The organism is Ureibacillus sp. FSL K6-3587, assembly GCF_038593165.1.
Taxonomy (GTDB): domain Bacteria; phylum Bacillota; class Bacilli; order Bacillales_A; family Planococcaceae; genus Ureibacillus; species Ureibacillus suwonensis.
The window spans coordinates 2,906,466-2,932,973 of record NZ_CP151969.1 but is presented as its reverse complement, the minus strand read 5'-3'; the positions used below and the strand labels follow the sequence as shown (position 1 = coordinate 2,932,973).

The 26,508-nt window shown below is 40.5% G+C and carries 24 protein-coding genes, 1 pseudogene and 1 riboswitch; of the genes and pseudogenes, 10 read left to right on the top strand and 15 right to left on the bottom strand.

All coding sequences use genetic code 11. The annotated features are described in order from the left end of the window. Window positions 1-55: 55 nt before the first annotated feature. Window positions 56-334, bottom strand: a complete 279-nt coding sequence (locus NSS77_RS14465; protein WP_342469365.1) for a DUF1033 family protein — start codon at window positions 332-334, stop codon at window positions 56-58. Window positions 335-704: 370 nt separating this feature from the next. Between NSS77_RS14465 and NSS77_RS14460 the strand changes: the two genes are divergently transcribed. The 3 genes from NSS77_RS14460 (at window position 705) to NSS77_RS14450 (ending at window position 2,838) form a co-directional block, all read left to right on the top strand. Then, on the top strand, window positions 705-986 hold the full coding sequence (locus NSS77_RS14460; RefSeq protein ID WP_342469364.1) for an acylphosphatase: 282 nt from the start codon (window positions 705-707) through the stop codon (window positions 984-986). Window positions 987-1,138: 152 nt separating this feature from the next. Further along, a complete protein-coding gene (locus NSS77_RS14455; RefSeq protein WP_342469363.1) occupies window positions 1,139-1,786 on the top strand; it encodes a 5-bromo-4-chloroindolyl phosphate hydrolysis family protein in 648 nt (215 codons plus the stop codon). Continuing rightward, the gene (locus tag NSS77_RS14450) at window positions 1,783-2,838 is read left to right on the top strand and encodes a toxic anion resistance protein (protein ID WP_342469362.1); all 1,056 of its coding nucleotides are present in this window, start codon (window positions 1,783-1,785) and stop codon (window positions 2,836-2,838) included. The genes NSS77_RS14455 and NSS77_RS14450 overlap by 4 nt, the downstream gene beginning before the upstream one ends. A gap of 28 nt (window positions 2,839-2,866) precedes the next feature. Here NSS77_RS14450 and NSS77_RS14445 read toward each other — a convergent pair whose 3' ends face one another. Beyond that, the gene (locus tag NSS77_RS14445) at window positions 2,867-3,070 is read right to left on the bottom strand and encodes a DUF6501 family protein (protein ID WP_342469361.1); all 204 of its coding nucleotides are present in this window, start codon (window positions 3,068-3,070) and stop codon (window positions 2,867-2,869) included. 459 nt (window positions 3,071-3,529) lie between these two features. On the opposite strand from NSS77_RS14445, the gene NSS77_RS14440 reads away from it, so the two are divergent. After that, entirely contained in the window at window positions 3,530-4,297 is a 768-nt protein-coding gene (locus tag NSS77_RS14440; RefSeq protein WP_342469360.1) for an alpha/beta hydrolase, read from the top strand. A gap of 42 nt (window positions 4,298-4,339) precedes the next feature. Here NSS77_RS14440 and NSS77_RS14435 read toward each other — a convergent pair whose 3' ends face one another. The 5 genes from NSS77_RS14435 to NSS77_RS14415 form a co-directional block, all read right to left on the bottom strand. Beyond that, entirely contained in the window at window positions 4,340-5,077 is a 738-nt protein-coding gene (locus NSS77_RS14435; RefSeq protein WP_342469359.1) for an amino acid ABC transporter ATP-binding protein, read from the bottom strand. Window positions 5,078-5,079: 2 nt separating this feature from the next. Continuing rightward, window positions 5,080-5,826 carry an amino acid ABC transporter permease gene (locus NSS77_RS14430; RefSeq protein ID WP_342469358.1) on the bottom strand — a complete coding sequence of 249 codons (747 nt, stop codon included), beginning with the start codon at window positions 5,824-5,826 and terminating at the stop codon, window positions 5,080-5,082. 119 nt (window positions 5,827-5,945) lie between these two features. Then, window positions 5,946-6,803, bottom strand: a complete 858-nt coding sequence (locus tag NSS77_RS14425) for a transporter substrate-binding domain-containing protein (RefSeq protein WP_342469357.1) — start codon at window positions 6,801-6,803, stop codon at window positions 5,946-5,948. A gap of 108 nt (window positions 6,804-6,911) precedes the next feature. Next, a riboswitch (Lysine riboswitch) is annotated at window positions 6,912-7,090 on the bottom strand. A 132-nt stretch (window positions 7,091-7,222) separates the two neighbouring features. Then, window positions 7,223-8,479 (bottom strand): 2-oxoglutarate dehydrogenase complex dihydrolipoyllysine-residue succinyltransferase, encoded by a 1,257-nt coding sequence (gene odhB, locus NSS77_RS14420; RefSeq protein ID WP_342469356.1) that lies wholly within the window; start codon window positions 8,477-8,479, stop codon window positions 7,223-7,225. A 61-nt stretch (window positions 8,480-8,540) separates the two neighbouring features. Beyond that, a complete protein-coding gene (locus NSS77_RS14415; RefSeq protein ID WP_342469355.1) occupies window positions 8,541-11,342 on the bottom strand; it encodes a 2-oxoglutarate dehydrogenase E1 component in 2,802 nt (933 codons plus the stop codon). 1,407 nt (window positions 11,343-12,749) lie between these two features. Here NSS77_RS14415 and NSS77_RS14410 point away from each other — a divergent pair. Together NSS77_RS14410 and NSS77_RS14405 are read left to right on the top strand one after the other, a co-directional pair. Beyond that, a complete protein-coding gene (locus tag NSS77_RS14410; RefSeq protein WP_342469354.1) occupies window positions 12,750-13,298 on the top strand; it encodes a GNAT family N-acetyltransferase in 549 nt (182 codons plus the stop codon). Window positions 13,299-13,402: 104 nt separating this feature from the next. After that, window positions 13,403-13,621 (top strand): annotated as a pseudogene (locus tag NSS77_RS14405) (hypothetical protein); the annotation flags it as partial. Here NSS77_RS14405 and NSS77_RS14400 read toward each other — a convergent pair. The 6 genes from NSS77_RS14400 to NSS77_RS14375 all read right to left on the bottom strand — a co-directional run bounded on the left by NSS77_RS14400 (window position 13,593) and on the right by NSS77_RS14375 (window position 19,738). Continuing rightward, window positions 13,593-14,669 (bottom strand): undecaprenyldiphospho-muramoylpentapeptide beta-N-acetylglucosaminyltransferase, encoded by a 1,077-nt coding sequence (locus NSS77_RS14400; protein ID WP_342469353.1) that lies wholly within the window; start codon window positions 14,667-14,669, stop codon window positions 13,593-13,595. The pseudogene NSS77_RS14405 and the gene NSS77_RS14400 sit on opposite strands and share 29 nt — an antisense overlap. 225 nt (window positions 14,670-14,894) lie before the next feature. After that, window positions 14,895-15,860, bottom strand: coding sequence for a CAP domain-containing protein (locus NSS77_RS14395; RefSeq protein ID WP_342471299.1), 966 nt, complete (start codon window positions 15,858-15,860; stop codon window positions 14,895-14,897). A 214-nt stretch (window positions 15,861-16,074) separates the two neighbouring features. Further along, window positions 16,075-16,980: a GTP-binding protein gene (locus NSS77_RS14390; RefSeq protein WP_342469352.1), complete on the bottom strand. Its 906-nt coding sequence runs from the start codon at window positions 16,978-16,980 to the stop codon at window positions 16,075-16,077. 71 nt (window positions 16,981-17,051) lie between these two features. Next, a complete protein-coding gene (locus tag NSS77_RS14385; RefSeq protein WP_342471298.1) occupies window positions 17,052-18,539 on the bottom strand; it encodes a S41 family peptidase in 1,488 nt (495 codons plus the stop codon). Window positions 18,540-18,726: 187 nt separating this feature from the next. After that, entirely contained in the window at window positions 18,727-19,431 is a 705-nt protein-coding gene (gene deoD, locus NSS77_RS14380; RefSeq protein ID WP_342469351.1) for a purine-nucleoside phosphorylase, read from the bottom strand. A 76-nt stretch (window positions 19,432-19,507) separates the two neighbouring features. Then, window positions 19,508-19,738 carry a YozE family protein gene (locus NSS77_RS14375; RefSeq protein ID WP_342469350.1) on the bottom strand — a complete coding sequence of 77 codons (231 nt, stop codon included), beginning with the start codon at window positions 19,736-19,738 and terminating at the stop codon, window positions 19,508-19,510. A gap of 126 nt (window positions 19,739-19,864) precedes the next feature. On the opposite strand from NSS77_RS14375, the gene NSS77_RS14370 reads away from it, so the two are divergent. The 4 genes from NSS77_RS14370 (at window position 19,865) to NSS77_RS14355 (ending at window position 25,486) form a co-directional block, all read left to right on the top strand. Further along, complete coding sequence (locus NSS77_RS14370; protein WP_342469349.1) at window positions 19,865-21,661, top strand: methyl-accepting chemotaxis protein; 1,797 nt, start codon at window positions 19,865-19,867, stop codon at window positions 21,659-21,661. Window positions 21,662-21,767: 106 nt separating this feature from the next. Then, a complete protein-coding gene (locus NSS77_RS14365; RefSeq protein WP_342469348.1) occupies window positions 21,768-22,874 on the top strand; it encodes an endospore germination permease in 1,107 nt (368 codons plus the stop codon). Between the two features lie 15 nt (window positions 22,875-22,889). Next, window positions 22,890-24,344 carry a spore germination protein gene (locus NSS77_RS14360; RefSeq protein WP_342469347.1) on the top strand — a complete coding sequence of 485 codons (1,455 nt, stop codon included), beginning with the start codon at window positions 22,890-22,892 and terminating at the stop codon, window positions 24,342-24,344. Beyond that, entirely contained in the window at window positions 24,341-25,486 is a 1,146-nt protein-coding gene (locus NSS77_RS14355; protein WP_342469346.1) for a Ger(x)C family spore germination protein, read from the top strand. The genes NSS77_RS14360 and NSS77_RS14355 overlap by 4 nt, the downstream gene beginning before the upstream one ends. A 49-nt stretch (window positions 25,487-25,535) precedes the next feature. Here NSS77_RS14355 and msrB read toward each other — a convergent pair whose 3' ends face one another. Then, window positions 25,536-25,982, bottom strand: a complete 447-nt coding sequence (gene msrB / locus NSS77_RS14350; protein WP_342471297.1) for a peptide-methionine (R)-S-oxide reductase MsrB — start codon at window positions 25,980-25,982, stop codon at window positions 25,536-25,538. Next, window positions 25,969-26,502: a peptide-methionine (S)-S-oxide reductase MsrA gene (gene msrA, locus NSS77_RS14345; protein WP_342469345.1), complete on the bottom strand. Its 534-nt coding sequence runs from the start codon at window positions 26,500-26,502 to the stop codon at window positions 25,969-25,971. Before msrA ends, msrB begins: the two co-directional genes overlap by 14 nt. Between the last annotated feature and the right edge of the window lie 6 nt (window positions 26,503-26,508).

The following is a 26,508-nucleotide window of genomic DNA, read 5'->3' as shown; positions in this document are numbered from 1 at the left end:
TTATCGTTTATTTTGGATCGGGTAATGAACTATATGATATTTCTATTATATATGATTACCCAACTTCCTGCACAATTAAACCATGAAAAATTTGTAAATTCTCATCACAAGCTTCGCAATAGTTTTTTTCATCCTCCGACCAGAAGGCGAAATACTTCCCTTCCCTGCTTTCCTCATGGTCATATTTTTTTCTGAATGTTTCCAGCATCTGTTGGAGCGTTTGCTCAAGCTCTTCCTTTGTTTCAAAAATCCGCTCCGAAACGATGTGCGATTCCCATCCTTCCAGCTGCCACCATGGTTCATAATCCGCTTTCATATAAATCAATTTATACATGTAAAAATACTACCCCAATCTTTAATATTAAATAAAGGCTTCCATATGTTAAAATCATATGTATTATTGACGAATCATTCAATCTGACGGGCACGCCTGCTTATACCGATCGATTGGTAAAAGAAATGGATTTTGACGAATTAAGCCATTTTTATTCCACGCCCATATACCTTATTTGACCAATAAAGATCGGCAATCATCACAAGAATGATCTAAGAAAATTGTAAACCTCCCTTCCACAATGAGCAATTTTTTTGAACTATAATTAAAAATGCTGTTGGAAGCCATCTTATATTTTTCTGAGACTGGAATGCACAATATAGGGACGAAACCGTTTTTGAATGACTAAAATTGATTGCGGGGGAATTGGATGACAAAGCGGGTGCGCATACGTACAAAAGCAAATGCGGCGGATATAAGATATCGCCTGCTCGTCCGGCAAATAGCCATGGAGCTGGGATTGAAAGGATATTGCCGGATGAACGAAGACCATCAAATGGAGATTGAAGTGGAAGGGAGAGACCAGTCCGTCGAAGAATTTTTGCGCTTTTTTCATCAAGAAAGAAGCCATGATAATAAATCCGAATCCATTTCAATCGAAATTTTCGATGATTTAAAGGGATACAAAAAAATGGATACGGATCTCGCATGAACGGAAGTTTATCATTTCCAGCGGATACATAATTGAAAAATATGCTAAAAGTTGTATCATGAAATAGATTCCAAATAATAAAAGTAATAAATTTTGAAACTTTTCATCTCCAAGCTACGTAATTTATACTAAGAACGTGAGGAGGTACGCATATGCTGGGGGTTAGCAATTTTCTGGTACGGCATTTACTGAATTTTTTATTTACCATCACTGCAGTCGTTTTGTTGGATACTTTTGATTTGGTGGAAGATTTGTTTTCTTTGCTTGCCGCAATTTTAATATATATTGTCAGCAATGTCGCCATTAAAACCATTCAAAAACAGAAAAAGGCGAAAGCATTCGGTCTTACACGCTCGGAATTTAATCAGATTGAGTCGCAGATCAAACAGGCGAAAAGCCATATCAATTCATTGACACAACAATATATCCGGGTCCGTTCCATCCGATCCTTCAAGCTGATCAACGAAATGACGAAACTGTCAAGAAGAATCGTCAATATCGTTCAATCCAACCCTCAAAAATTTTACATGGTGGAAGAATTTTTCTATTCCCATCTGCCTTCAGCTGTACAATTGAGCAAAAATTACACGACACTCGTACAGCAGCAAATCAAGGATGCGGATGTGCACATCGCTTTGGAAGAGGCGCGGAAAGCGATGAAAAATTTACAGGATTCCATGCAAGATGATTTGAAAGCGGCTCTTGCCACAGATATTGAGAATTTAAAATTGGAGTTGGAATATGTAAAACTTGAGCAGGAAAAGAAACAACAGATTGAATATCGGAGTGAAGACCAATGAGTGGGAAAAAGAGCTCAGAAAAACCGTTCCACACCCTTGCTAGCAGCGGGAGCTCTTTTTCTGTTTCGGATCCCATAGTCTTTCCTTCCCTCCCTCAAGAAGAGCAGTCAAAAGCATTATATTTGGCCAGTGGATTGGATATGACCGATTATGAAGACGTTCTCCGTTTTGGCGAGGATGTCCAAAAATCGTTGAAGCATTTTACCCATCAACTTTTAACCCAAGTGCAAAGAAACGATACTTCTCCAATCCGTGAAATTTTATCATCTTTGGTTGAACAATTGGATTCCATCGATCTTGATGAATTTGCCCAGCAAGGCAAAGGCTTTTTCCGGAAACTGTTCAAGCGGCAAAAATCCGTTCAACAAATCGTCTCCCAATATAACCGGTTAAGTGTACAAATTGACCGGTTGACCGTTCATTTGAAACGGGCGCAGCAAAATTTATTGGCCGACAACGACATGCTGAATAAAGTATTTGAGAAAAACGAAGAGTATTATCAAAAAATTAATCTTTATATTGCGGCACTGGAAATGAAAAGGATGGATGCATTCAAACAACTGCAAAAAATGGAACAAGATGCGGCACAAGTGGACAACCCGTTGATGCAGCAAAAATTGCTCGATATGAAAAATGCCGTCGAATGGTTGGACCGGAGAATGTATGATTTGCAAATTTCGAGGGAAATTGCCATTCAGACGGCCCCGCAAATACGGATGATCCAGTCGACGAACGAAATGCTCATCGAAAAAATTCAATCATCCATTTTATCGACCATCCCTTTATGGCAATCCCAAATTTCCATGCTCGTCAATTTGAACCGGCAACATCGGGCCAATGAGACAAGCAAAAGCTTGATGAACACTTCCGAAAAAATGGCGGAAAAAAACGCAGAAATGATGAATATTACCAATCATGCGGATTTGGATCAATTAAAAGAAACGCAAACCCAACTGCTTGATTCCATTGAAGAAACATTGCGGATCCAAGCCGATTGGAATGAAAAACAGCAAGCCCTTGAAAAAACGGTGCATAAAATCGAAACCATTTAAAAAAGCACGAGTGAATGAGGCACTCGTGCTAAATATTTTCAAAATACTCCTTATAATATCCGCCCACTTTTCCAGTGTTATCAATGATAAAAATGAATTCTTCCGTTTCATTTTTCACTTCATATTCTTTTCCAACAGTCAACACATTGGATACTAAATATTTTTTCGCATTAGTATTTACACATTTCACTTTTCGGATGGTCGGTGCATCCTTCCACTTCAAATTTAACATAAACATACCCTCTCTTCTCTATATATATCGTTTACAATTATATCATTTATATGATCAGTATATACATGAAAATTATCAAAATACTGTCAGGAGCTTTTGACGTTCAAGGAATTTGAAGAAGTTATGCGGTTTTTCGGGATCAATATTCGGATTTCCGATGGCTTTTTGTCTCTTTATCATATCCCATCTTTCCCCATTCCCGGACATTCGCTTGATTTTCCGTTTGCATGACAAAAAAATTGATTACAAAAGTCGAAGTCTCCAAAGTAAAAAACATTGGCACGATTGAAAACATAGGTACAGTTGTCATGGTACATTTCTGTGCAATTTACATATAATAATGATAAACCATTTTGATTTGTTCTCAAATTTAATGATTAAAAGTCAAAATATTGCAAAAGACTATAGAGTAAACCGTCCCTGCCGTTTCACGAAAACGCTTACGAAAAGGTGATTGCGATGTTAAATTACTTGGATGTCGGGAAAGGTGAAGAAATAGTCTTTATTCACGGGTTAGGCAACCGGATTCAGGCCTGGGCCCCCCAATTGGAACTTACATCCCATTACCGTTTGATTATCATTGAATTGAGGGGACATGGTTACTCTCCGGAAAAGGAAAATATCCAGGTTGAATTCTTTGCCAAAGACATTATTGAAGTATTGGATTATTTGAACATCGATAAAGCGCACTTTGTCGGTCTGTCTTTGGGTGGCATTGTGGCTCTGGAAATATGTAAGCGTTTTAAAAACCGTGTAAAATCCCTCATTTTATGCAATACAACCTACTACATTCCAACCTTGTTTGGAAAATTGACCCTTGAAAAAACGAAACGATTATTGGAGAAATCATCAGTTGATCAATTAAACGAACGGCTCATCAAAAAATGTTTATATAATCCTGAAGAAAAAAATGTTTATGAATTGGCGAAAAATGCTTTTTACATTCGGGAAGATACGTATTTGCAATCCATCCAATCCGCTTTTGGAAGAAACTACTTTTATGATTTATTCACCATTAATGTACCTACGCTGATTATCGGTTCATTGGAAGATAAGGTCGTACCGATTCAAAATGCCTACCTGATGCATTACATGATCAAGTCTTCCCACTTGATTGTGTTTGAAAATACTGGGCACTTGTCAAATATCGAACGGCCGGAACTCTTTAATCTGGCCATTTCCCATCATATACAGCAATATCAAAAGAAAATGAATAAAGTGAGCTGAAAAAGGACCGTTTTCTCTTAATCAAAACGGTCCTTGTCATTATTATTTGTTTAAAGTTCGTCTTAAAAATTCTCTTGTCCGTTCATGTTTAGGATTCACAAGCACTTCCTCAGGAGGGCCTTCCTCGACGATAACCCCTTTATCCATAAATACGACACGGTCTGACACTTCTTTCGCAAACTCCATCTCGTGGGTTACAATGAGCATCGTATTTCCCGCTTCGGCAAGATCCCTCATGACTTTCAACACTTCCCCCACCATTTCCGGGTCAAGGGCGGAAGTAGGTTCATCAAACAACATCACTTCCGGATCCATGGCCAGCGCCCTTGCGATTGCCACCCTCTGCTTTTGTCCACCGGAAAGCTGGCGTGGTCTTGCATGCTTGAATTTATCCATTCCAACGACCGTCAGATATTTCATTGCATTTTTTACGGCCTCTTCCTTTGAACGTTTCAATACTTTGATTTGGCCGATCGTGCAGTTTCCTAAAACATCCAAGTTATTGAATAAATTAAATTGTTGGAACACCATCCCTAAATGGGTGCGGTATTTTCTTTTGTCCAGGCTTTCATCCAAAATATTTTGCCCGTCAAAGATGATTTCCCCGCCTGTAGGTGTTTCCAGCAAGTTAATACATCGCAATAACGTCGATTTTCCTGATCCTGAAGAGCCGATCAATGTCACAACTTCCCCTTTTTTAACTTGGAAATTCACATCTTTTAACACTTCATGATCGCCGAATTTTTTATTTAAATGCCGTATATCAATGACCACAGACATTGTTACTCACCACCCTTTTTCGGCTTGTTGCCTGTCACAAGTTCCATCCGGTACGAATCATGGCCGTCCATTTTCCTTTCAAACCATAACAAGATTCGTGTTACAGTGAAAGTCATAATGAAGTACAATACACAGGCAATCAAGAAGGCTTCCGCATAACGATATGTACTACCAGCAACGGAATTTGTAGTGAAGAACAATTCAACGACACTGATAACACTTAATACGGAAGAGTCTTTGATATTCATGACAAGCTGGTTGCCGGTAGCCGGTAATATATTGCGGGCTACTTGCGGAAGGATTATATAGAACATTGTTTGGAAATGGCCCATACCGATCGCTTCACTGGCTTCATATTGTCCCTTGTCGATGGATACGATGCCTCCACGGACATATTCGGCCATATACGCGCCGGTATTCAAACTGATTACAATCAAACCTGCAACGAACCGGTTCAATTGAATATCGATGGCGTATAGTCCGTAAAAGACCACCATGGCTTGTACCATCATCGGCGTGCCACGGAAAATTTCAACATAGCAAGTTAGTATGAAATTGATAGTTTTTAATACAAATGTTTTGAAAGATTTTTTAGGCATTGGAATCGTGTGCATGATACCGATGAAAAAACCGATGATCGCTCCGAAAATCGTACCGAGCACCGCAAGAATCAGAGCAATCCATGCGCCACGCAAAAAGAGATCCCAGTTATTCAGGAAAATATTCCAAACCGTTTCTAAGAAAGACATAAAGAAATCTCCTTATTCATAGTTTTAATTATAATAATGAAACATCCTTGATGAAACAGGAGGAAAATGGAAAAAGGTTGTCTTGTAAAGTGAAAATCTCAAGACAACCTTTCACCACACTATTGTTGTGATGGTTGATTTTTGATAGCGTCTTCCATGATTTGTTGACGTTCTTCTTCGGAAATTCCTGCTAAAATTTCGTTAATTTTATCTTTTAAATCCGAACCTTTTTTCAATCCGACCGCAATGGCAGTATCGGATTCATCCGCCTCAAAGCCGTCTTCAGGAACAATGTAAGTGAAGTTTTTGATGGCTGCTGCGGCAGACATACCTTCTGGACGTTCAGAAATGTATGCGTCAATAGCGCCGGAAGATAATTGGATGCGCATTTGACCGAAGTCGTTTGCCGGAACTTGTTTTTGAACGCCTGTCATTTGATCGATGACTTTATAGTGAGTTGTTCCTTGTTGTGCTGTGACTTTGGCACCTTTGAAATCATGGATGGATTTCGCATTGGCATACGGGCCATCTTTTTTCACAACGATTACAAAGTCGCTTGTATAATAGTTGTCCGTAAAATCGATTACTTCCATTCGTTCAGGTGTTGGTGACATACCTGCAATGACAAGGTCAATGGCACCTGATTGCAATGAAGGAATCAAACCGTCCCAATCCGTTTTTACGATTTCAAGTTCCATTCCAAGCCCTTCCGCAATGCGTTTTGCGATTTCAACATCATAACCTGCTGCGTATTCTTTTGAATCTTTGATTGGAACCGCACCATTTGAATCATCTTTTTGTGACCAGTTGAATGGAGCATAAGCGGCTTCCATTCCCACCCGCAATACGCCTTTAGAATCGGATGAGGATTCTGAATCCTGTTGTGATCCCTCATTTTTATCATTGCCGGAACCGCATGCCGCAAGTGCTAATACCATCACCATTGCAAAAATTAGTAACATCAGGTTTTTTTTCATAAGCTTCCCCCAGTTTCTGATTAGAGTTGTAAGGCTGCAACAAACAAAAAGCGACCTAAGAAGAACTTAAGGCCGCATCAATTTGTTAGACTAATACCCCTAGTTCCACTTTGGAATAGCACACCTTACATATTAAGTATGTAAGACAGTGTTGCAGTTATTCACTGCAACCCCAGCATAGTTACTTGAGCATATAACTATACTTCGGCGATATTTCCTCATTTCCCATGTCATTGCCCGCTCAAGCTCCTTAGGAAACTAATAAATACCGCACCTCTACCCCACAAAGTGAGGCTAGATATTTAGTTGTTATAAAAAGAATAGCGTAATTTAGGACTAATTGTCAATATTCCTTGGTCATTCTATCCTATCAAATATACTCCCCAACAAAATTGATGGGGAGTATGAAAGTTTGCTTATTATGAATTTAGAAGCAAGTCTTCCGGATTTTCGATCAATTCTTTTACTGTTTTCAAGAATCCTACGGAGTCTTTACCGTCGATGATTCTGTGGTCATAAGAAAGTGCCACATACATCATTGGACGGATTTCAACTTGGCCGTTCACGGCTACTGGACGGTTCACGATTGCGTGCATGCCAAGAATTCCGGCTTGTGTACCATTGATGATCGGAGTTGACATTAATGAACCGAATACACCGCCGTTAGTAATTGTAAATGTGCCACCTTGCAAGTCGGAAAGGGCCAATTTTTTCTCGCGTGCTTTTTGGGCAAGTTCCGCAATTTCTTTTTCGATTTCAGCGAAGTTTTTGCGGTCTGCATCACGTACAACAGGCACAACTAGACCTTCTTCAGTGGATACAGCAATACCGATATCATAAATGTTGAATTTATGAATTTCGTCACCAACGATTTGAGCATTTACATAAGGGTATTTTTTCAATGCTGCAACAACAGCTTTTGTAAAGAATGACATGAATCCAAGTTTGATGCCATTTTCTTTCACGAATTGTTCTTGTTTGCGTTTGCGCAATGCCATTACGTTCGTCATGTCGATTTCGTTGAATGTTGTCAACATGGCTGTGCTTTGTTTTACTTCGAGCAAGCGTTTTGCGATTGTTTGACGACGGCGGCTCATTCTTTCCACAGTCACTCGGGAATCGTCAACTGGTGCCACTACAGGCGCTTTCGTTTGAGCTGGTTGGGCAGCAGGTTGAGCCGGTTTTGCCGCATGTGCTGCAACGTCTTGAACGCGTACACGGCCTTGTGGATCGACTGGTGAAATCGCAGCCAAATCGATTCCTTTTTCACGTGCAAGTTTACGGGCAGCTGGTGATGCCACTACCCGGCCGCTGTTTGTTTCTTCAACAACCGGTGCAGGTTGAGCCGGTTGGGCAGCTGGTGCTTGTTGTGCAGGTTGCGCTTCTTCTTTTGCAGCCTCTTTTGCAGGTTCCGCTTGAGGTGCAGGAGCAGCTCCGCCTTCAGCTGGTTCAACAACGGCGATTGTTTGGCCAACTTGTACTGTGTCGCCCTCTTGAGCCAAAATTTGTGTCAATACTCCCGCTTCTTCTGAAATGATTTCCGCATTTACTTTATCTGTTTCCAATTCAACGATGAATTCGCCTTTTTCAACGCGATCTCCAACTTTTTTCACCCATTGTGCAATGGTACCTTCTGTAATCGATTCTGCTAATTCAGGGACTTTAATTTCAGCCACTTTAGGTTCCTCCTTTAATTCTCCACACTAATCTTTTTTTCTGTATGAACGATGTGTTCGATTATAGATCTGCTAAAGCATCACTGATCACTTTTGCTTGAGCAGCTTTATGTGAATCCGCGTCTCCCTCGGAAGTAGAAGACATTTCTGGACGACCAACATAACGAACTTTTTTGCCTTCTGCAAGTTCGAGTAAATATTCCAATACAAATCTCCAAGGACCTTGGTTTTTAGGTTCTTCTTGCACCCAAACGATTTCTTTCGCATTCGGATATCGAGCGATGATTTCTTTCACTTTATCCATTGGGAATGGGTACAATTGTTCAATGCGAATGATATGAAGTTTATCCAAGCCTTTGCCGTCTTTTACAGCTTCAGCCAAGTCGATTGTCACTTTGCCGGAAGCTAAAATGATGCGTTCCACTTTTTTCGCATTTTGTCCAAGTCCTGGTTGTTCAATCACTTCTTCAAATTTGCCTTCGGATAATTGTTCCAAAGTCGCTGCCGCCAATGGATGACGAAGCAATGATTTAGGTGTTGCAACCACTAATGGGCGCACCGCTTCTGTGCCAAGCATTTTCGCTTGTCTGCGCAATAAGTGGAAGTAGTTTCCTGCATTTGAGCAGTTCGCAACGATCCAGTTGTTTTCAGCGCATAATTGCAAGTAGCGTTCAATACGAGCTGAGGAGTGTTCCGGACCTTGTCCTTCCATACCATTTGGAAGCAATAGAACAAGTCCTGATTTTAATCCCCATTTTGAACGGGCAGCGGAAATGAAGTTATCGAACATCACTTGGGCCATATTTGCGAAGTCCCCGAATTGGCCTTCCCAAATTGTCAATGCTTTTTCATTTTCAAGATTGTAGCCGTATTCGTAACCGACAATCGCCGCTTCTGTCAATGGAGAGTTGTATACGCTGAAAGATGCTTTGGCGCCTGAAATATGATTTAATGGCGTCCATTCAGAACCATTATTTTTGTCATGAAGCACTAGATGGCGTTGTGAGAACGTACCGCGTTGCGCATCTTGCCCTGAAATGCGGATTGGATTTCCTTCGCGCAAGATGGATGCGAATGCCAATGTTTCTGCATGACCCCAGTCAATTTTGCCAGTTTCCAATGCTTCTGTGCGTCTTTTTAGGATTCTTGCCAATTTGTTTTGTGGCTCGAAGTTTTCCGGCCATGCCAACAATTCTTCATTGATTTGTTTCAATTCATCCGCTGAAACGCCTGTTTCCACTTCTGGATATGGCTGTTTCACGGCTTCAGGCATTTCGATTTCGAATGGTCCTTTTTCTTCGCCGACTTTTTTCACATAGTCGTAGCATTTTTGCATTTCACTATAAACATCTTTGTCCAGTTGTTCAACATATTCTTTCGTCACAACACCCTCATTGGCGATGCGTTCACCATACAACGCACGGACAGTTGGATGTTTATCAACAATGATATATGTGAGCGGGTTTGTCACAGTCGGATCATCTGTTTCGTTATGTCCGTATCTGCGGTAACCGATCAAGTCGATTAAAATATCTTTTCCGAATGTTTGGCGGTATTCAAAAGCGAATTTTGCCACTTGGATAACCGCTTCAGGTTCATCCGCATTCACATGGATAACCGGAATGCCATATCCTTTTGCCAAGTCGGAAGAATAATGTGTTGAACGGGAATCGTAATATTCTGTCGTAAATCCGATCATGTTGTTTGAAATGATATGGATGGATCCGCCAGTTGTGAATCCTTTCGTTCTTGCCATGTTGAATGTTTCTTGAACGATTCCTTCACCGCTGAATGCAGCGTCTCCGTGAACCATCACCGCCAATGCTTTGGAAGTGTCCTGCACCGGTTCACCCGCATTGGATGTTTCTTCTTGGGCCGCTCTTGTAGAACCTGCGACAACAGGGCTTACCACTTCCAAGTGTGAAGGGTTGTATGCAAGTTTTACAGTTAAACCTGATGGCTTATGATAAGTTGCACCCATATGATATTTTACGTCGCCGGTCCAACCTTTGGAAATTTCGATTGAACCGTCTTCCGGGAAGAAGTAATCATTCGGTACATGGGCAAAATCCGCAAACATCATTTCATACGGTTTTTTCACGATGTGAGTCAACACATTCAAACGGCCACGATGAGCCATACCGATTTGTACGGATTTCATTTGATTAGTTTCTGCGGATTTAACAATTTCATCAATCAACACTACAAGTGTATCCAAACCTTCGATGGAGAATCGTTTTTGTCCAACGAATGTTTTATGAAGGAATTTTTCAAAGTTTTCAACGCGTGTCAGTTGTTCCAACACCGCTTTTTTCTCTTCGGCTGTCAATTTCGCTTTGAAGAATCCTGATTCAACTTTTGATTGAATCCAGTTTCGTTCAGATTCATCTTCAATATGGCTATATTCGAAACCGATTTTATCCGTATATAATGAACGTAAATATTCAATGGCTTGTTTACCATTGGAAACGTTTGCAGGAACATTATTAAAGAATAGAGAAGCAGGCAGTTCAGCCAGATCCGCATCTGTCAAACCATAAGTTGCAGGCTCGATTTTCGCGGAATCCAATGGGCGATCTTTTAATGGATAAACATCTGCCGCATAGTGGCCAAAGGCGCGTATCGCATCAGCAAGGCGAATCGCTGCCAATACTTTTTTCACATCTCCTGTTTGAGCCGCTTGAGCACCACTTGAAGCTTCTTCTAATACTGGAGCACCGAATTGTTGGAATAATTCAACTAAATCCGCATCCACTTCCTCAGGGTTTTGCAAAAATAGTTCATATTGTTCCATCAAATACCCCAAGTTCGGACCAGAAAATGCTGACCAAGGAGTTCCAGCAGTAAAAACATTATTTGACATGAGAAAAACCTCCAAATTTTGCTAAATAGCAATCCGTTTTAATTTTCGAATTCTTCTATTAATATTCATTTATATAATTTGTTGAGAAGAACCTTTTTTCCATTTCAATCTTACTACTCTTCACAAAAAATACAACTATTTTTCACAAAATTAAATGAAAAATTTTCTGTGTTAAGAAAATTTTTTCCTCTACATATTTTGGCAGTCCATCAGGATATGATACATCCATTTTGTTCCATCATTTTCCGTTGATTGTTGATTCCAATCCACCTCCGCAGCAATATTTTTTGAGGTTCCAAACAAAATTGCACCTATTTCAAAATGCCAAGTTTGTTTTCTTTTATCATCATATAAATATTATCTGCAAAAAAATAAATTTGAAAATGGGGAATTTTATGTTTTTCCATGTGCATTTTCAAATCATATGTAAAAAATCTTGGGAGATGGATTTACAAATTTTACACCCATTTGGCGCCCTAACTAATTGTAACATTTGAAAATACAACTTCAAGCAATTTATCTTCAATAATTAAGTAAAATTAACACCCTCTTTTTTCCCCGCTTTCCATGGGTACACTCTCTGCCATCCGGAAAAGGTAACCCCTTTTTTCTTCACGAATTTTGCAAAGGAAACATCCGATCTGCACTTTTCATCCAATGTCAGGTTGGAGGCGGTTTCCTGGACAGAATCACTTGCCTCCCGAATTTTCAACAAATTTTCATCATTATTTCCATAATTGTTTACAATATTTTTTAAATCAACCTTAAAAAAGGTTTAAACTTATATAAAAGTGGTTATTTAATAACTATACACATGACACCCCTAAACACTTTTTTCATAAAGTGTATCATCCTATATTTTTAAAGTTTTGGTGCCACAATTAAATTTCCTTGAATTGTGGCGCATTTTTTTTTTGAAAAAGCATTGTCCTTCGGCTTTTGATGATGAAGAAAAAATAATTTCATTTTGGTTAGTAACATTTTTTAAAAATTGCATATTTTATTTTTGTGCAACATCCATTGAATTCGTAAAATGTACCCAGTTTTGGCTCTTTTCGATGTTGGTAGTATATATGTAAATCATTCTAAAATTGACAAAATCCTTCCTAATTCTTTCCGCTTATTATTCAACTGTATCATATTGGGGTTTTTAGTTGTGCTGTCTTCTGATTTTTAATAAAATTGTTTTATTACATTCACAAACTTTCCACAGAAAATACCGTATTTTTTTAAACAAATTCTTGTAGAATCGATTATATTTATTATAAGATATATTGGTCAAACAACGAAATTATTTTCAGAAAACGTTGGATGCGCCTTTTTAATTTTACGAGTTATTCGGTTGCAGATATGTTCTGTGTTAATTGGAATTTTTTTGAAGATATCCTAAAAAAAGGAGGCGTTTTAATGCTAAAACCTCGTGACTTATTTGAAACTAATGAATTGTACCAATTGATGATCCACCCAACGGTATTCCCTTATGTACGCCACAAAGCGGCAAGCCCGGAGGAATATTTGTTTATCACAAAGCAAATAATCGAAGAAGAGGCGTTGGGAAAAACCATTTCAAGAACGATTCTTGATGAATGGGGTCAACCGATCGGAACAATCAGTCTATACGATATACAAGACGGTGCTGGATTTCTGGGGACTTGGATTGGAGTTCCATTCCAAGGAAAAGGATATAATCAATTAGCGAAAAAAGAGTTTTTGAACGAGATTTTTTTCAAATATAATTTTCACACAGTTTTTCTAAGAATCCGAAAAGAAAACGAAAAATCGAAACGTGCCTCCTTAAAGTTGCAATATGTTATCAACGCGAATGAATTGCATCCGACTTTATATGAGGAAATCAATGCCGGTGAAGCGAAATACGATTTATATAAAATCCCTCGGGATCTATTTTACTTGGTGACCGCCAATGAACAGGAAAATGAAGAAGAACAAGTTATTTAATAAAAAGTAAAAGAGGCTGGGACATAACTAATAAAGTGAACGAGCTGCAAAAAAAATTTTTGTAAAAAATTGATATCACAGAAAATTGATTGGAGTGACGGGGCGACTCCTGCGGGAACAGCCCGAGTCTCGAGACCCCGCAGGAGCGAAGGTTTGAGCTCCGAGGAGGCTCGAGCCGGGCCCGCGGAAAGCGTCCCCGGAACGGAAATCAATTTTCTTCAATTATCAAAAAAACACCATTTTTCTCCCGTGAGAAAATGGTGTTTTTTATCTTTTGTCCCAGCCTCTTTTTTATTATTTTTCATATTGCAGGATTAATTTGATCATCTCTTTCGGCGTTTTCGGTCTTTCCGCTTTCGACATCGCATCCAAAATGGAATCTTTATTCCGGATTAACGTTTGCAGGGATTTCAGGAACGTTTCTTTCGTCAATTGTTCCTCTTCCAACACTTCCGCAAATCCTTGATTTTTGAACAATCTTGCATTCAATATTTGATCCCCGCGGCTTTTCGATGATGATAAAGGAATGAGCAGCATCGGTTTCTTTAATGCAAGGAATTCAAAAATGGAGTTGGAGCCTGCACGGGATACGACGAAATCCGCCGCGCTGATCAGATCCGGCAATTCCGTTGTAACATATTCGAACTGTTTATATCCTTTCAATTCCAATAAAGACGAATCGACATTCCCTTTTCCGCATAGATGGATTACATTGAAATCCTTCAACAGTTCAGGCAAATTGCTCCGGATGGCATCATTCAGGACGACTGATCCCAAGCTGCCTCCCATGACAAGAAGCACAGGTTTTCGATTTTCAAATTGACAAAGTTTGAATCCGCGCATTTTATTTCCTTTAAAAAGCTGTTCACGAACCACCGAGCCGGTGCATGTCGACTTCTCTTTCGGCAAATATTTCAAGGTTTCCCGGAACACGGTGAAAATATGGGATGCAAAAGGCTGGGCCAACTTATTGGCAAGCCCGGGCGTCACATCGGATTCATGGATCACGACCGGTATATTTGACAATTTCGCCGCAATCACGACCGGTACGGACACGAAACCGCCTTTTGAGAATACAATGGATGGTTTGACTTTTTTCAAAATCGCGAAAGCTTGGCCGATCCCTGCCAGCACTTTGAAGGGATCCGTAAAGTTTTTCAATGAAAAGTACCGTCTCAATTTGCCGCTTGAAATGCTATGGTATGGAAGGTCGGGGAAATTTTTTGTAATCAATTCTTTTTCAATTCCATCATGGGATCCGATGTAATGGATGGAATAGCCTTCCTCTTGCAAAGAAGGAATAATCGCTTCATTCAATGAAACGTGCCCTGCAGTTCCCCCACCTGTTAAAACGATTGTTTTTTTGTCCACGATAATTCTCCTATTCTCATGAAACTGCATTCTTGATGATTACATTATGCCGTCAACACTGATTTTATCATAAAGCGCCATAGAAACAATGGTGTAAGCAGAAGGCGGGCCGGATTTTGCCTATTTGCCAGGCAAGCCTGAATCCATTTAATTTTCCAAAAAACCCTCCAACCCACAGCCACACAAAAACACCCACCAATTGAGATGGGTGATTTGTTTCTTCCCTTACATTTGAATGAACTGTTGTGTCCAATAGTATCCATTTTCAACAAAGCCTACGCCGATATGGGTATAATTCGCATTTAATATATTCGCCCGATGCCCTGGTGAATTCATCCATGCATTTACCACCTGTTCCGGTGTTCTTTGGCCTTGGGCAATATTTTCACCAGCCGCTCTGTATTGGATACCGGCTGCACGCATTTGGTCAAACGGGCTGCCGTAAGTGGGACTTGTATGGGAAAAATAACCTAAATTCGCCATATCCTGTGATTTTGCTTTCGCAACGGCCATTAAAGGATTGTACATCGTAAGAGGTTTCAGACCCGCTTTGGCCCGTTCCGCATTTGTCAACTCAACGACTTGTCTTTCAAACTCTGAAACTTGGTTGGTAACAGAAGTTGACGGTTTCTCTTTTGTTGCAGGATTTTCCGATTGCGGCTCTGCATTTGGTGTTGATGGAACTGCAGGTGCCGCTTGTTCCCCACCTTTTGACGGGCTGGATGGATTTCCTTTGAAATAGTGATTGATTTGTTTGGACGTTCCGTTATTTGTCCCTTTGCCCCTTTCTGTTTCATCTTTTGCGGCATGTTGGGATGGTGCGGCGGCATTTGTCTGTCCTGAAGAATTGTCAGCGTTTGAATTTGCCGGAACTTTGACAGCCGTTTTTTCCTCTTCCTGGGTCGCAGTTGGTTGCTTGAAGGCTTTAAAAGGATCGGAAACAATGCTGTTTACGGTCTTTTTTGCCAATTCGGCGGCTTGTGTCATATCTTTCAGAAGTTCATCATTTCCTAATGCCCATCGTTCAATTTTTTTGACGATGATTCCGTTATGATTTTCAAATTTGATGATTTGTATCGTTCCTGGAGGTTGCCCCGTGTTCTCCTTACTGATGGTTGTTGCACTTGCTTGGGGAACCACCGTTGCAAATAAACATAATGCACAAAAAGTCATGAACCATTTTTTCATTATTTTTCTCTCCTTTCAATATATCCATGATAAGGGAGAAAACTTGAAAAAAATGGTCCAGCTATTGCCAAAAACGCCAAATCATTTTCGGCTCAATCATTTAAAGAGTTTTCAGAAGAAAAAAATACAATGTTTTACAACTGAAAAATATATTGCTAACAATAAACTATTGACAAAAGTTGAGATTCACAGATATAAGACATTTCCTTTACGAAATTTACAACCGGTTTTCTTCGCCGATTACAGGTACGGACTGTACATTTTCTCCAATAATGACGATTTTTGGCGGCATCTTCATATATTCCGGAATCCATTGGACCAAACCGTATGCATATTGGAATAACATCGGGTATTGCATCCCTTCGATGGGAACAAAGCCTTTCATCCGATAGACCGTTGCCGGAAGCTCTCTTACCCATTCCTCAAATTCTTCCTGGGTGAAACTGCGGTTGAATTCAATCACTCTTGAATTCAAGTGCAGATGCCGTCCAATTTGGGCAGGTTGAATTTCTTTATCCCCTTTTGTTGCCTGTAAACTTTTCAAACTTGCCAATGGCACCCGTCCATGAGTCGTTTGCAGAATGAAGGCGTTCGGATTGAGCCCTTGCAATTCAAATACCACTCTCGCCTTTTCTTCTTCCGTCAACAAATCGCTTTTATTGGCGAGGATGAGATGGGCATGGCGGATTTGTTCCAGAAAGAGGCTCCGTGCCTGAGGAGAGAGTTGATCCCGCCCAAGCCAACGTCTGCTGTCCGCAACAGTCACAATCCCCTTTATGTTCAACTGGTCCGCAAATAAAGGAGAATACACTGCATCCAACGCTTCCACCGGATGGGCGGCTCCGGTTGTTTCGATGATGAGCACGTCAAAATCCGCTTCATAAAGCAATGTTTGGATTTGGGCTTCCGTCTTCTCCCCGCCTGTGCAACAAATGCAACCGTCAAGGATTTCTTTTAATGGAACATCTTCATCCACCGCTTGAGAGTCAAAGGGGATTTCCCCCAGTTCATTCATGATCACAGCCGGCTTCAAACCTTCTTCTTTCAATTGCCTTAATACGTCCACCAGCATGGAAGTTTTTCCGCTTCCTAAAAAACCGCTGAATAAATAGACATCTTTCACTCATGATTCCTCCAATTCAGAAGAAAGAGCTGACATTCAAAGGTTTGAATGCAGCCCTCCCATTGCATCAATTATTGATTTTGTAATAACTCTTTCGCTTTTAAAACTTGCGGATCGTCTTTCTGGATTTTTTCACGCAAAGCATCCATTAATTTATAGGTTGTATCACCGGAAATTGCACCGGTACGTTCAAGACCATGATCTCTTTGGAATTGAACGACTGCCGATTCAGTTGATGCGTCATAGGTTTCATCAATTGTGCCGACATTGTATCCAAGGGCATCAAGCATCAATTCCGCTGATTTCACATAGTTGGAAACGACGCCTCTTTTCAATTCCGTATTTGGATCAATATAAGTTGCACTGTAATATTCAGGGTATTGCACTTCCACATCCGGTTTGATTCCTTTTTCATGAATCCAATTGCCTTTCGGTGTCAACCATTTGCCTGTCGTATATTTTAAGTTTGAACCGTCCGGAAGTTGCGTCACCGTTTGGACAGTCCCTTTACCGAAGGATGTCAAACCTACAAGCGTTGCGCCTGCCGATTCTTTCAACGCGCCTGCGAGAATTTCCGATGCGGAAGCACTTCCGTTATCAATCAATACTATAATTGGATATTTGTATTTTTTGCCGCCTTCGCTTAAAACGACTTCCGGTTCCCCTTTGCGGCTCTGCAATTTGACAATCGTTTTTCCTTCATCAATAAATAGGTTGGAAATATCAATGGCCGCATTCAGATAACCGCCAGGATTTTGGCGAACATCCAAAATGATGCTCTTCATGCCTTCCGATTCGTATTGATCCAAAAGTTTTCTCAATTCGTCGGCTGTATTTTCACTGAATGATGTGATTTGAATGTGGGCGATTTTGTCATCCCCCATTTCTCCATAAACCGTTTCAATCGGAATATCATCACGGATAATGGTCATTTCAATTAAATCTTCGGAATTTCCACGTTTGATCGTCAACGTTACCGGAGTCCCTTTTTTCCCTCGAATCAAGAGCACCGCTTCCGTCGCGCTCATGCCTTGCAAGCTTTGTCCATCAACGGAAACAATGATATCTTCCGGCAACAGCCCCGCCTTTTCCGCTGGAGAATTTTTGATAGGAGAAACAACGACAATATTGCCGTTTCGTTCCTGGATTTCAGCGCCGATGCCTTGGAAGCTGGATGAGAGTTCGGAGTTGAACTGTTCCGCTTCTTCTTTCTCCATATAATCGGAATATGGATCATCAAGGGCTTCAAACATGCCGTTGATGGCGCCATGGATAATCTTTTTATCGTCGATATCCGTATAATATTTTTCTTTCAATTCATCATAGGCATCATATAGTTGGGAAAATTCTTGCCTTTCAGTCGGAACTTCGACCACTTTCTTGTCTCCGAAAGTTAAAGCAAAGATTGTCAAACCGGCAGTAAATAATACAGTAAAGACCATCAGCATGATAAAATTGAACGGTTTTAACCGGATATATCGCTTAGCAGGTTTGTTTTGTTCTTGTTGCGGGTCTTTTTCTTGTTGCGTCTCTTTCTCTTGTTGATTTTGCTCTTCCATAAATTTCACCACTCTCATATACACTTTCTTATACGAACATTTCATATTTCATATTAACAGTTTCAAGCCATTACGAAAAGAAAAAGACTGTCAACATTTTATGACAGTCGACATATTTTCGGCTTCGTTGATTGGATGCGGAAAAAGTGGCCAATGATTCTGTCAAACCTGGTTCGTCGGCGAAAAATCAGGCTTCAATTGCAGCTTCCAAAGCAACATGGATCATGTCATTAAATGTTGTTTGTCTTTCTTCTGCAGTCGTAATTTCACCGGTCAAAATATGATCGGAAACGGTCAATACAGAAAGCGCTTGTCTGCCGAATTTTGCCGCCAACGTGTAGAGTGCGGCCGTTTCCATTTCCACCGCCAAAACACCGTAACGGGCCAGTTTTTCGTTTTGATTTTCTTCGGAGTAGAACATATCCGCAGTGAACACATTGCCGACCTTCAAATTCAACCCGGCTTTCAACCCGGCTTGATATGCTTTTAATAATAAATCAAAGTCGGCTGTTGGTGCATAATCGATTCCACGGAAAATGATTTCATTCATTTTGGAATCGGTGGAAGCGGACTGGGCCAAAATCACATCCCGCACTTTCACATCTTTTTGCAAAGCGCCGCAAGTGCCCACCCGGATCAATTTTTTCACACCGTATTCCTGCATCAATTCCGTAATGTAAATGGAAATCGATGGGACTCCCATGCCTGTCCCTTGCACGGAAACTTTGTGACCTTTGTACGTTCCCGTGAATCCGAACATATTGCGCACTTCATTATAACAAACCGCGTCTTCCAGGAAGTTCTCCGCAATATATTTCGCCCGCAGCGGATCTCCGGGAAGCAGCACAATGTCCGCAATTTCACCTTGTTTCGCATTAATATGAATACTCAATGGCTTTCCCTCATTTCAATGTATTCAAACTAAAATATACGTTTTTTTCAAAAATTATGCAATGATACTTTCCTCTTCATTCCCCCAAATTTTCTTTCGTACGGTAGATTTCCCAAAGTTCGTCGAAAGCGTTTGCCGATAAATCATCATCGGCCAAAGTTTCAATATAACTTGACAGCTCTTCAAAGGAATCGCTGACTTTGGGAAAACTGTGATCTTTGAACATTTTTTCTGCAAATCGGGTCTTTGGATCGGATAAATCCCCACCGCGAAAAGATAGTGCAAATTGATAAAAACTTTGACTCATTCGGTACCTCCTACCTATACAAACAAATTATCATTCTATAGGACTTTTTTTACATTTCATAGTAGAATAGATTTCGTGATTATGCTACATTGAAAACAGGAATTTTTAAAGGGGATGACTACAAAAATGACTGAAAATGTGCAGACACTGAAAAACAGCTCCAGGAAAAATGTTCAGCCAAAGGGTGGAAAAACGGAATCGAAAAGTGCTGTGAAAGGCCGTTTTTACCACACGATGCGTGGCAGAATTTTGCTCACCTTTTCGATTCTCATTGCAATCATCGTGATTATGCTTATTCTATCCTATATCAACATCACCAGACTACAACAAAGTTTAAATGATTTCTCGGATGTGAACTTGAAAGAACAAAGGGAAATATACCAACTATCCACCGAGATATCAAATTTGACGATTTATGAACAGGCTTTTCTCATTTATGGCGATGAAGAAAACTTAAATAAATATAGTGAGACGAAACAAACCATTGATAAAAAATTGACAGAACTTCTCACCACATTTGAAAACCGTCCTGAAGAAAAAAAACTGGTCGAATACATACATCAATTTTTCCGTACATATTTATACGCTTCCAGCGGCGTGATTGAGACACGGCAATATTACAGTTATGAACAAGCCGTCCGTTTGATGGAGAGAAGCGAAGGGCAAGCGATCAAAGGAAACATCGAAAAACACGCGGATGAATTATTAACATTATTGGAGTCGAAAAATGAACGGACAATCAAGGAAATTGAAACATTTGCCAATTATTCCCGGGTCGCATTCATCGGACTGTCCTCTTTGGCATTGGTGATCGCGATCATCTTCAGCTCCCTTCTATTGCGTTCCATCCGCATCAATACGAACAAAATCAATGATTCGATTTTGGATATTGCCCAAGCCGGCGGAGATTTGACTCGTCGGGTGAAAGTGGCGACAAAGGATGAATTTGCGGTTATTGCCAACTCAACAAACCTGTTGATTGAATCCATATCAACATTAGTCAGAAAAGTGGCAAACTTGGCTGAGCACGTTTCATCCAGCTCGCAGGAACTGATGGCTTTGGCGGAAGAAAATGCAATCGCCATTGATGAAATTGCCAGCTCCACCAATGAAATTGCCAATGATTCCAGCACAACGATCCATCGAATGAATGAAGCGGGAATGAAAATGAAAGCTTTGGAACAGTCGATGGTGGAATTGAACCAGGAAGCTTTTGAAGTTCAAAAAGCGGCAAAAGAAATGCAACTGGCCGCACAAAACGGCAGCAAATCGGTACAAGATTCCACAGAAGTCATACATTTCATTGAAAATACAATGAAAAGCACGACTTCAACGATTGAAACATTGGGACAAAAATCAAAAGATATCAATTCCATCATTTCAACCATCACCGCCATCGCGGAGCAGACGGATCTATTGGCGCTGAATGCGGCGATTGAAGCGGCCCGGGCTGGCGAACATGGAAAAGGCTTTGCCGTTGTAAGTAATGAAGTGAAGAAGTTGGCCATCCAATCCCAGGAAGCGGCAAAACAAGTGGCGGATATCGTCCACTCCATCCAAAATGAAATCGACACCATCGTTTCCCAAAATGCAAAAGGGGCTGAATCCATTTCCCGCGGTGTGAAAGTGACGGATGAGACGAACGAAGTATTGAACGATATCCTGACACAAACAAACAAGACAACAACCATCATCATTTCAATGGTGGAAAAAATCAGTTCCACTTTGGAAATTGTGAACGAGTTGACCTCATCTTTCAATGAAGTGAATGCCCTCAGCCAAAATACAAGCCACGCTACGGAAAAATCCGCCCAAGCGGCGATGCAAGGTTCGGCGTCGATGCAGGAAATCAACGCCAGCGCCGTGGAATTGGCGAAACAGGCGGATGATTTACGGAATCTTGTGAGTGAATTTAAAATTTAATCCGCCTGCCAACATAAAAAATTCGCTATTTTCTTCAGAAATAGCGAATTTTTTTTATTTTTGGATAGACTTTATATACAACAGGAAAATGTGGGAGATGGAAAAGGTGAGCAATTCAATAAAAATTGGGATTTTGCACATCATTTTTATCTGTATGACTTGTATCGGTTTAAAAAATCATATAACCGTCATTTCACCGGTTTTGGAAACGGCGAAACGGGATGGCTGGATCACTGTCCTTTTGGCCGGCATTGCCATATTTCCATGGATCTTATGGATTCTTTATATACAAAAAAAATCCCGGATGAAACCGTTGAAAACTTGGCTGACTGAAAGAATCGGCAAAGTGGGGGCAAAAATCCTATTATTCGGCCTTGTCATTTTTGCCTATTTCCTTGCCGCTTTCACTTTGAGAGAAACCATTCTTTGGATGTCGTCCACCTTTTTAGAAAACACTCCCATCACTTTTTTGATTTTGATTTATATCATCGTATGTTTCCTGCTGGTTTCAACCAACATTCAAACAATCGTCACTGTGAATGCCTTCATACTCTTTTTCGTCATTATATTCGGTTTTTACGCAGCTTTCACCAATATGCAAGTGAAAAATTATGAACTTCTGCTTCCCATGCTGGAACACGGGTTGCGTCCAGTGTTGATATCCATGATTTTCCCCGCTTCAGGATTCATAGAATTGTTTTTGTTGCTCTTTTTGCAGCATTATTTTAAAAAACCTTTGAAATGGTATCATCTGGGTATTATCATGTTTTGTTTCATCGGTTTGACGATGGGGCCATTGATTGGCGCCATCGTGGAATTCGGGCCGGAAGAGGCTGCAAAGCAACATTATCCCGCTTATGAAGAATGGACATTGGTGTCCCTTGGCCGCTTCATTGAGCATATGGATTTTTTATCCGTTTATCAGTGGTTGGCAGGAACGCTCATTCGTGTCGGAATCATATTATTCATCGTTTGCGACATACTAAATTTCACAGGGCAGCCAAAGAAAATTTGGCTATATATGGTGCCGCCCTTCGTGATATTGAATTTCTCCCTGTTTCTTATACAGGATGAAAATTTCCTGACATGGAACAATTATTATTTTCTGGAAATTACGTTTCTGTTCTTTTTCCTGCTATCGATCATGCTCATTTTGATCAGCATGTTGGATAAAAAAACTGTACGTCGCGACACCCAGCAAAATACGAAATGAAAGAAGTGAGTATGAATGAACATGGATGAAGCGGCCATCAATCTCGATACCTTGAAAAAGTTGTTCCAAAAATCCGAAGATGTGATTTTTTACCCTTTCCAAATCCAAAACGTTCCATTTACTTTGATTTTTTGCGAAGAAATGATCGATCAACAAATCCTGTTCAATTATATTTTGCCATCGATGGAAAAGTTCATCGAAAAAGTGGAACAGCAACTGAATGAAGATCTATTGCGGAAATTGCCTTTTCCCGAACTGAAAAAAACCGTTGAAAAAGAAGAGATCATTACGGATGTCTTTACCGGAAAGCTGGCGATTTATATGGATGAATTGCAGGTGCTGTTCACTTGCAATATCGCCAAAAAACCGAACCGCAATCCGGAAGAGACCAAAATGGAAGTATTGATAAAAGGGCCGCGGGACAACTTTATTGAAAATGTTGCTACGAATATTGCCTTGATCCGTAAACGTCTCCCAACCAATTCTTTATGTGTGGAAAAAATCGTGATCGGAAAGAGATCGAAAACGACCGTGGCCATATTATACATGGAAGATATTACGAATAAGGAAATTGTCGAAGAAGTGAAAAAACTGCTTCAAAATGTTGAGACGGATATCCTTTTAAACGGCGATACGTTAATTGAACGAATTGATAAAAAACGATGGATGATGCCATGGACGAATGAAACCGGAAGACCGGATTTCGCCATCCAATCATTGATCCGGGGAAGAATCGTCATTTTAGTGGATGGTGTCAGTTACGCCATTATCACGCCGGTGAACTTCCCTTATTTGTTAAAAGCCGGGGAGGATTTTGAATACCCTATTTTGTTCAGCGCATTTGAGAGAGCGATGCGCTTGATCGGCGTTTTCATGGGGGTTACACTTCCCGCCTTTTGGCTTGCACTGACCACTTTTCATCAAAACCAGTTGCCCCTTCAACTGCTCGCAACCGTTGTTATTTCAAGCCATGGATTACCTTTTCCTGCATCGCTGGAAATGATTATACTGCTTTTGATGTTTGAAATGTTCCGGGAAGCGGGGATGAGATTTCCTACAGCCATCGGAAGCACGATCAGCGTGGTGGGCGGATTAATTATCGGAGATGCCGCCATCCGTGCCGGAATTACAAGTCCCGCGATGCTTGTGGTGATTGCTTTATCCTTTGTAGCCACTTTCACCATTGCCAACCAGTCATTGCTTACAATCATTACCGTTATCCGTTTTATTTTTATTATTTTCACATCCTTCTTTGGCCTTTTCGGATTTTTCATTTGCATCTTCCTGCTTATTATATACATTGCGAATATGCGGATTTTCGGAGTCCCTTACTTGAATTTTGCAGCGGATTTGGACTGGTCCACACTTGGCAAATCTTTGTTCCGTTTGTCTCCTAAAGAATATAAAGACAGGCCGGAAATGTTACGTCCAATTGATAATACAAGAACGAATGACGAGGGAAAACAATGAAGCAACTCAAAATGATTTTGATTATCGCAAGTTTGATCTTTCTTTCCGGTTGTTGGGATTCGGAAGAAAGTGTACGGATGCTTTACGTTCATGGGGTTGGAATCGATTATAAGGAAGATGAATTTCATGTGTACGTACAACTCGTCAGTTTTGCGAATGTGGCAAGATCCGAACAAATCAACCAGGATGTGATGCAGTCCGAAGTGGGGTTCATCAAAGGCAAAACCATTGATGAAGCGTTTGAAAAATTGTACAGAAGCGTTGATGAGAAATTGTTTTTCGGTCATTTGACTTTCTTGATTTTTAGTGAAGAGTTACTGAAAGAAGCGCATTTGAATGAAGTCCTCAATTCGTTTACAAGATATATCAATACCCGCTATCAAACATGGGTTTACGCAACGGATGAGCCATTGGAACAAATCTTTATTGAAACCCCTATTTTACGAAAAGCCATCACGCTGACGAAATTGGCCAACCCTTTAAATTCATATGAACAGGATTCTTTCATCGAACCGATCAATGTCCGGAAATTAATTATCCAATTAAATGAACCAAGCCATATTGTCCTGATGCCGTATGTGACGGAAAAAGAAAACTGGCATACGGAGAGAGGGGTTGATGCATCTTATAATATTGAAGGGGTAGCCCTTGTCACCCCAACAGGTTTCAAAGGGTATTTAAAAAAGGATGCTGCCAATGGGCTGCAATGGATAACAAACGAATCCATCACCAATTATTTGTCAACAAAAATAGATGGAAGCGACTTTACCTTTTCGAATAAAAATAAAAAAGTGAAAATCGTTCCGAAAGTGGATGGAACTAACGTCAAGTTCGACATCAACATTTCAGTGAGCACCATAGTGAACAGTTTTGATGTGAACGTATCGGAGAATGCGATCCGGCAAGCGGTTAAAAAAGGAATCGAAAAAGAAGTATTGGAAACTTATAAGTTGGGATTGGAAAAAAACAGCGATGTTTACCGCCTTTCAGAAGTTCTTTACCGGAAACATGTGGGCGTTTGGAAAAAACTCCAAAAAAACGGCGTCATTCCATTGACCGAAGATTCCGTCAATGTGAATGTGATCGTTGATAAAGTGAGAGCGGGAAGAACGATGTATAAAAATACAATCGATCATCCTTGATTCAAAATGAAAAGATGATCCGATACACTTTGCGGATCATCTTTTTTTTTCATTCTTTATCATTTTCAAACAGCTTTAAATATTCACCATAGCCTTCTTCTTCCAATTTTTCCTTAGGAATAAACCGCAACGAGGCGGAATTGATGCAATAACGGAGCCCCCCCAACGCCCGCGGTCCATCCGGAAATACATGGCCCAGATGGGAGTCCGCCGTTTTGCTGCGGACTTCAATGCGGCGCATGCCGTAAGATGTATCCAATTTTTCGACAATTTCATCCGGATCGATGGGTTTTGCAAAGCTCGGCCAGCCGCATCCCGCATCAAATTTGTCCTTTGAGCTGAACAGCGGCTTTCCGGAAACGATATCCACATAAATCCCTTCTTCAAAATGCTGGTCATATTCATTCTGATATGGGGGTTCTGTGCCATTTTGCTGCGTCACATAATATTGCATCGGCGTCAACTGTTTCAAACGTTCCTCTTTATTCATATAAATCCCCCCAATGCCGCTTGATAAATTGCGCTCTCCCTGAACCGACAAAATATCGTTCATAATCGAGCGGTTTTTTCTTATAAAAATCCTGATGAAACTCTTCCGCAGGATAAAAGGGTTTTGCGGGCAAAATTTTTACCGCTATCGGTTTGTCGAATTTCCCCGATTCTTCCAACCATTTTTTGTATTGTTCGGCAATGTTTTTTTGCTCTTCATTATGATAAAAAATGGCTGTTTGATAAGACTCTCCCCGATCATGGAATTGGCCGCCCGGATCAGTCGGATCAATCAATTTCCAGTATATCTCCACCAGTTGTTCATAAGGAATGACTTCCGGATCGAAAGTGATTTGCACCGCTTCCACATGCCCGGTTGTACCGGAACAAACTTGTTGATATGTAGGGTTTTCCACATGTCCACCTGTATAACCTGAAACGACTTTTTCAATCCCTTCAAGACGATCAAAAGGCTTGACCATACACCAAAAACACCCGCCAGCAAATGTAGCAAGTTCTTTTGACATCATACT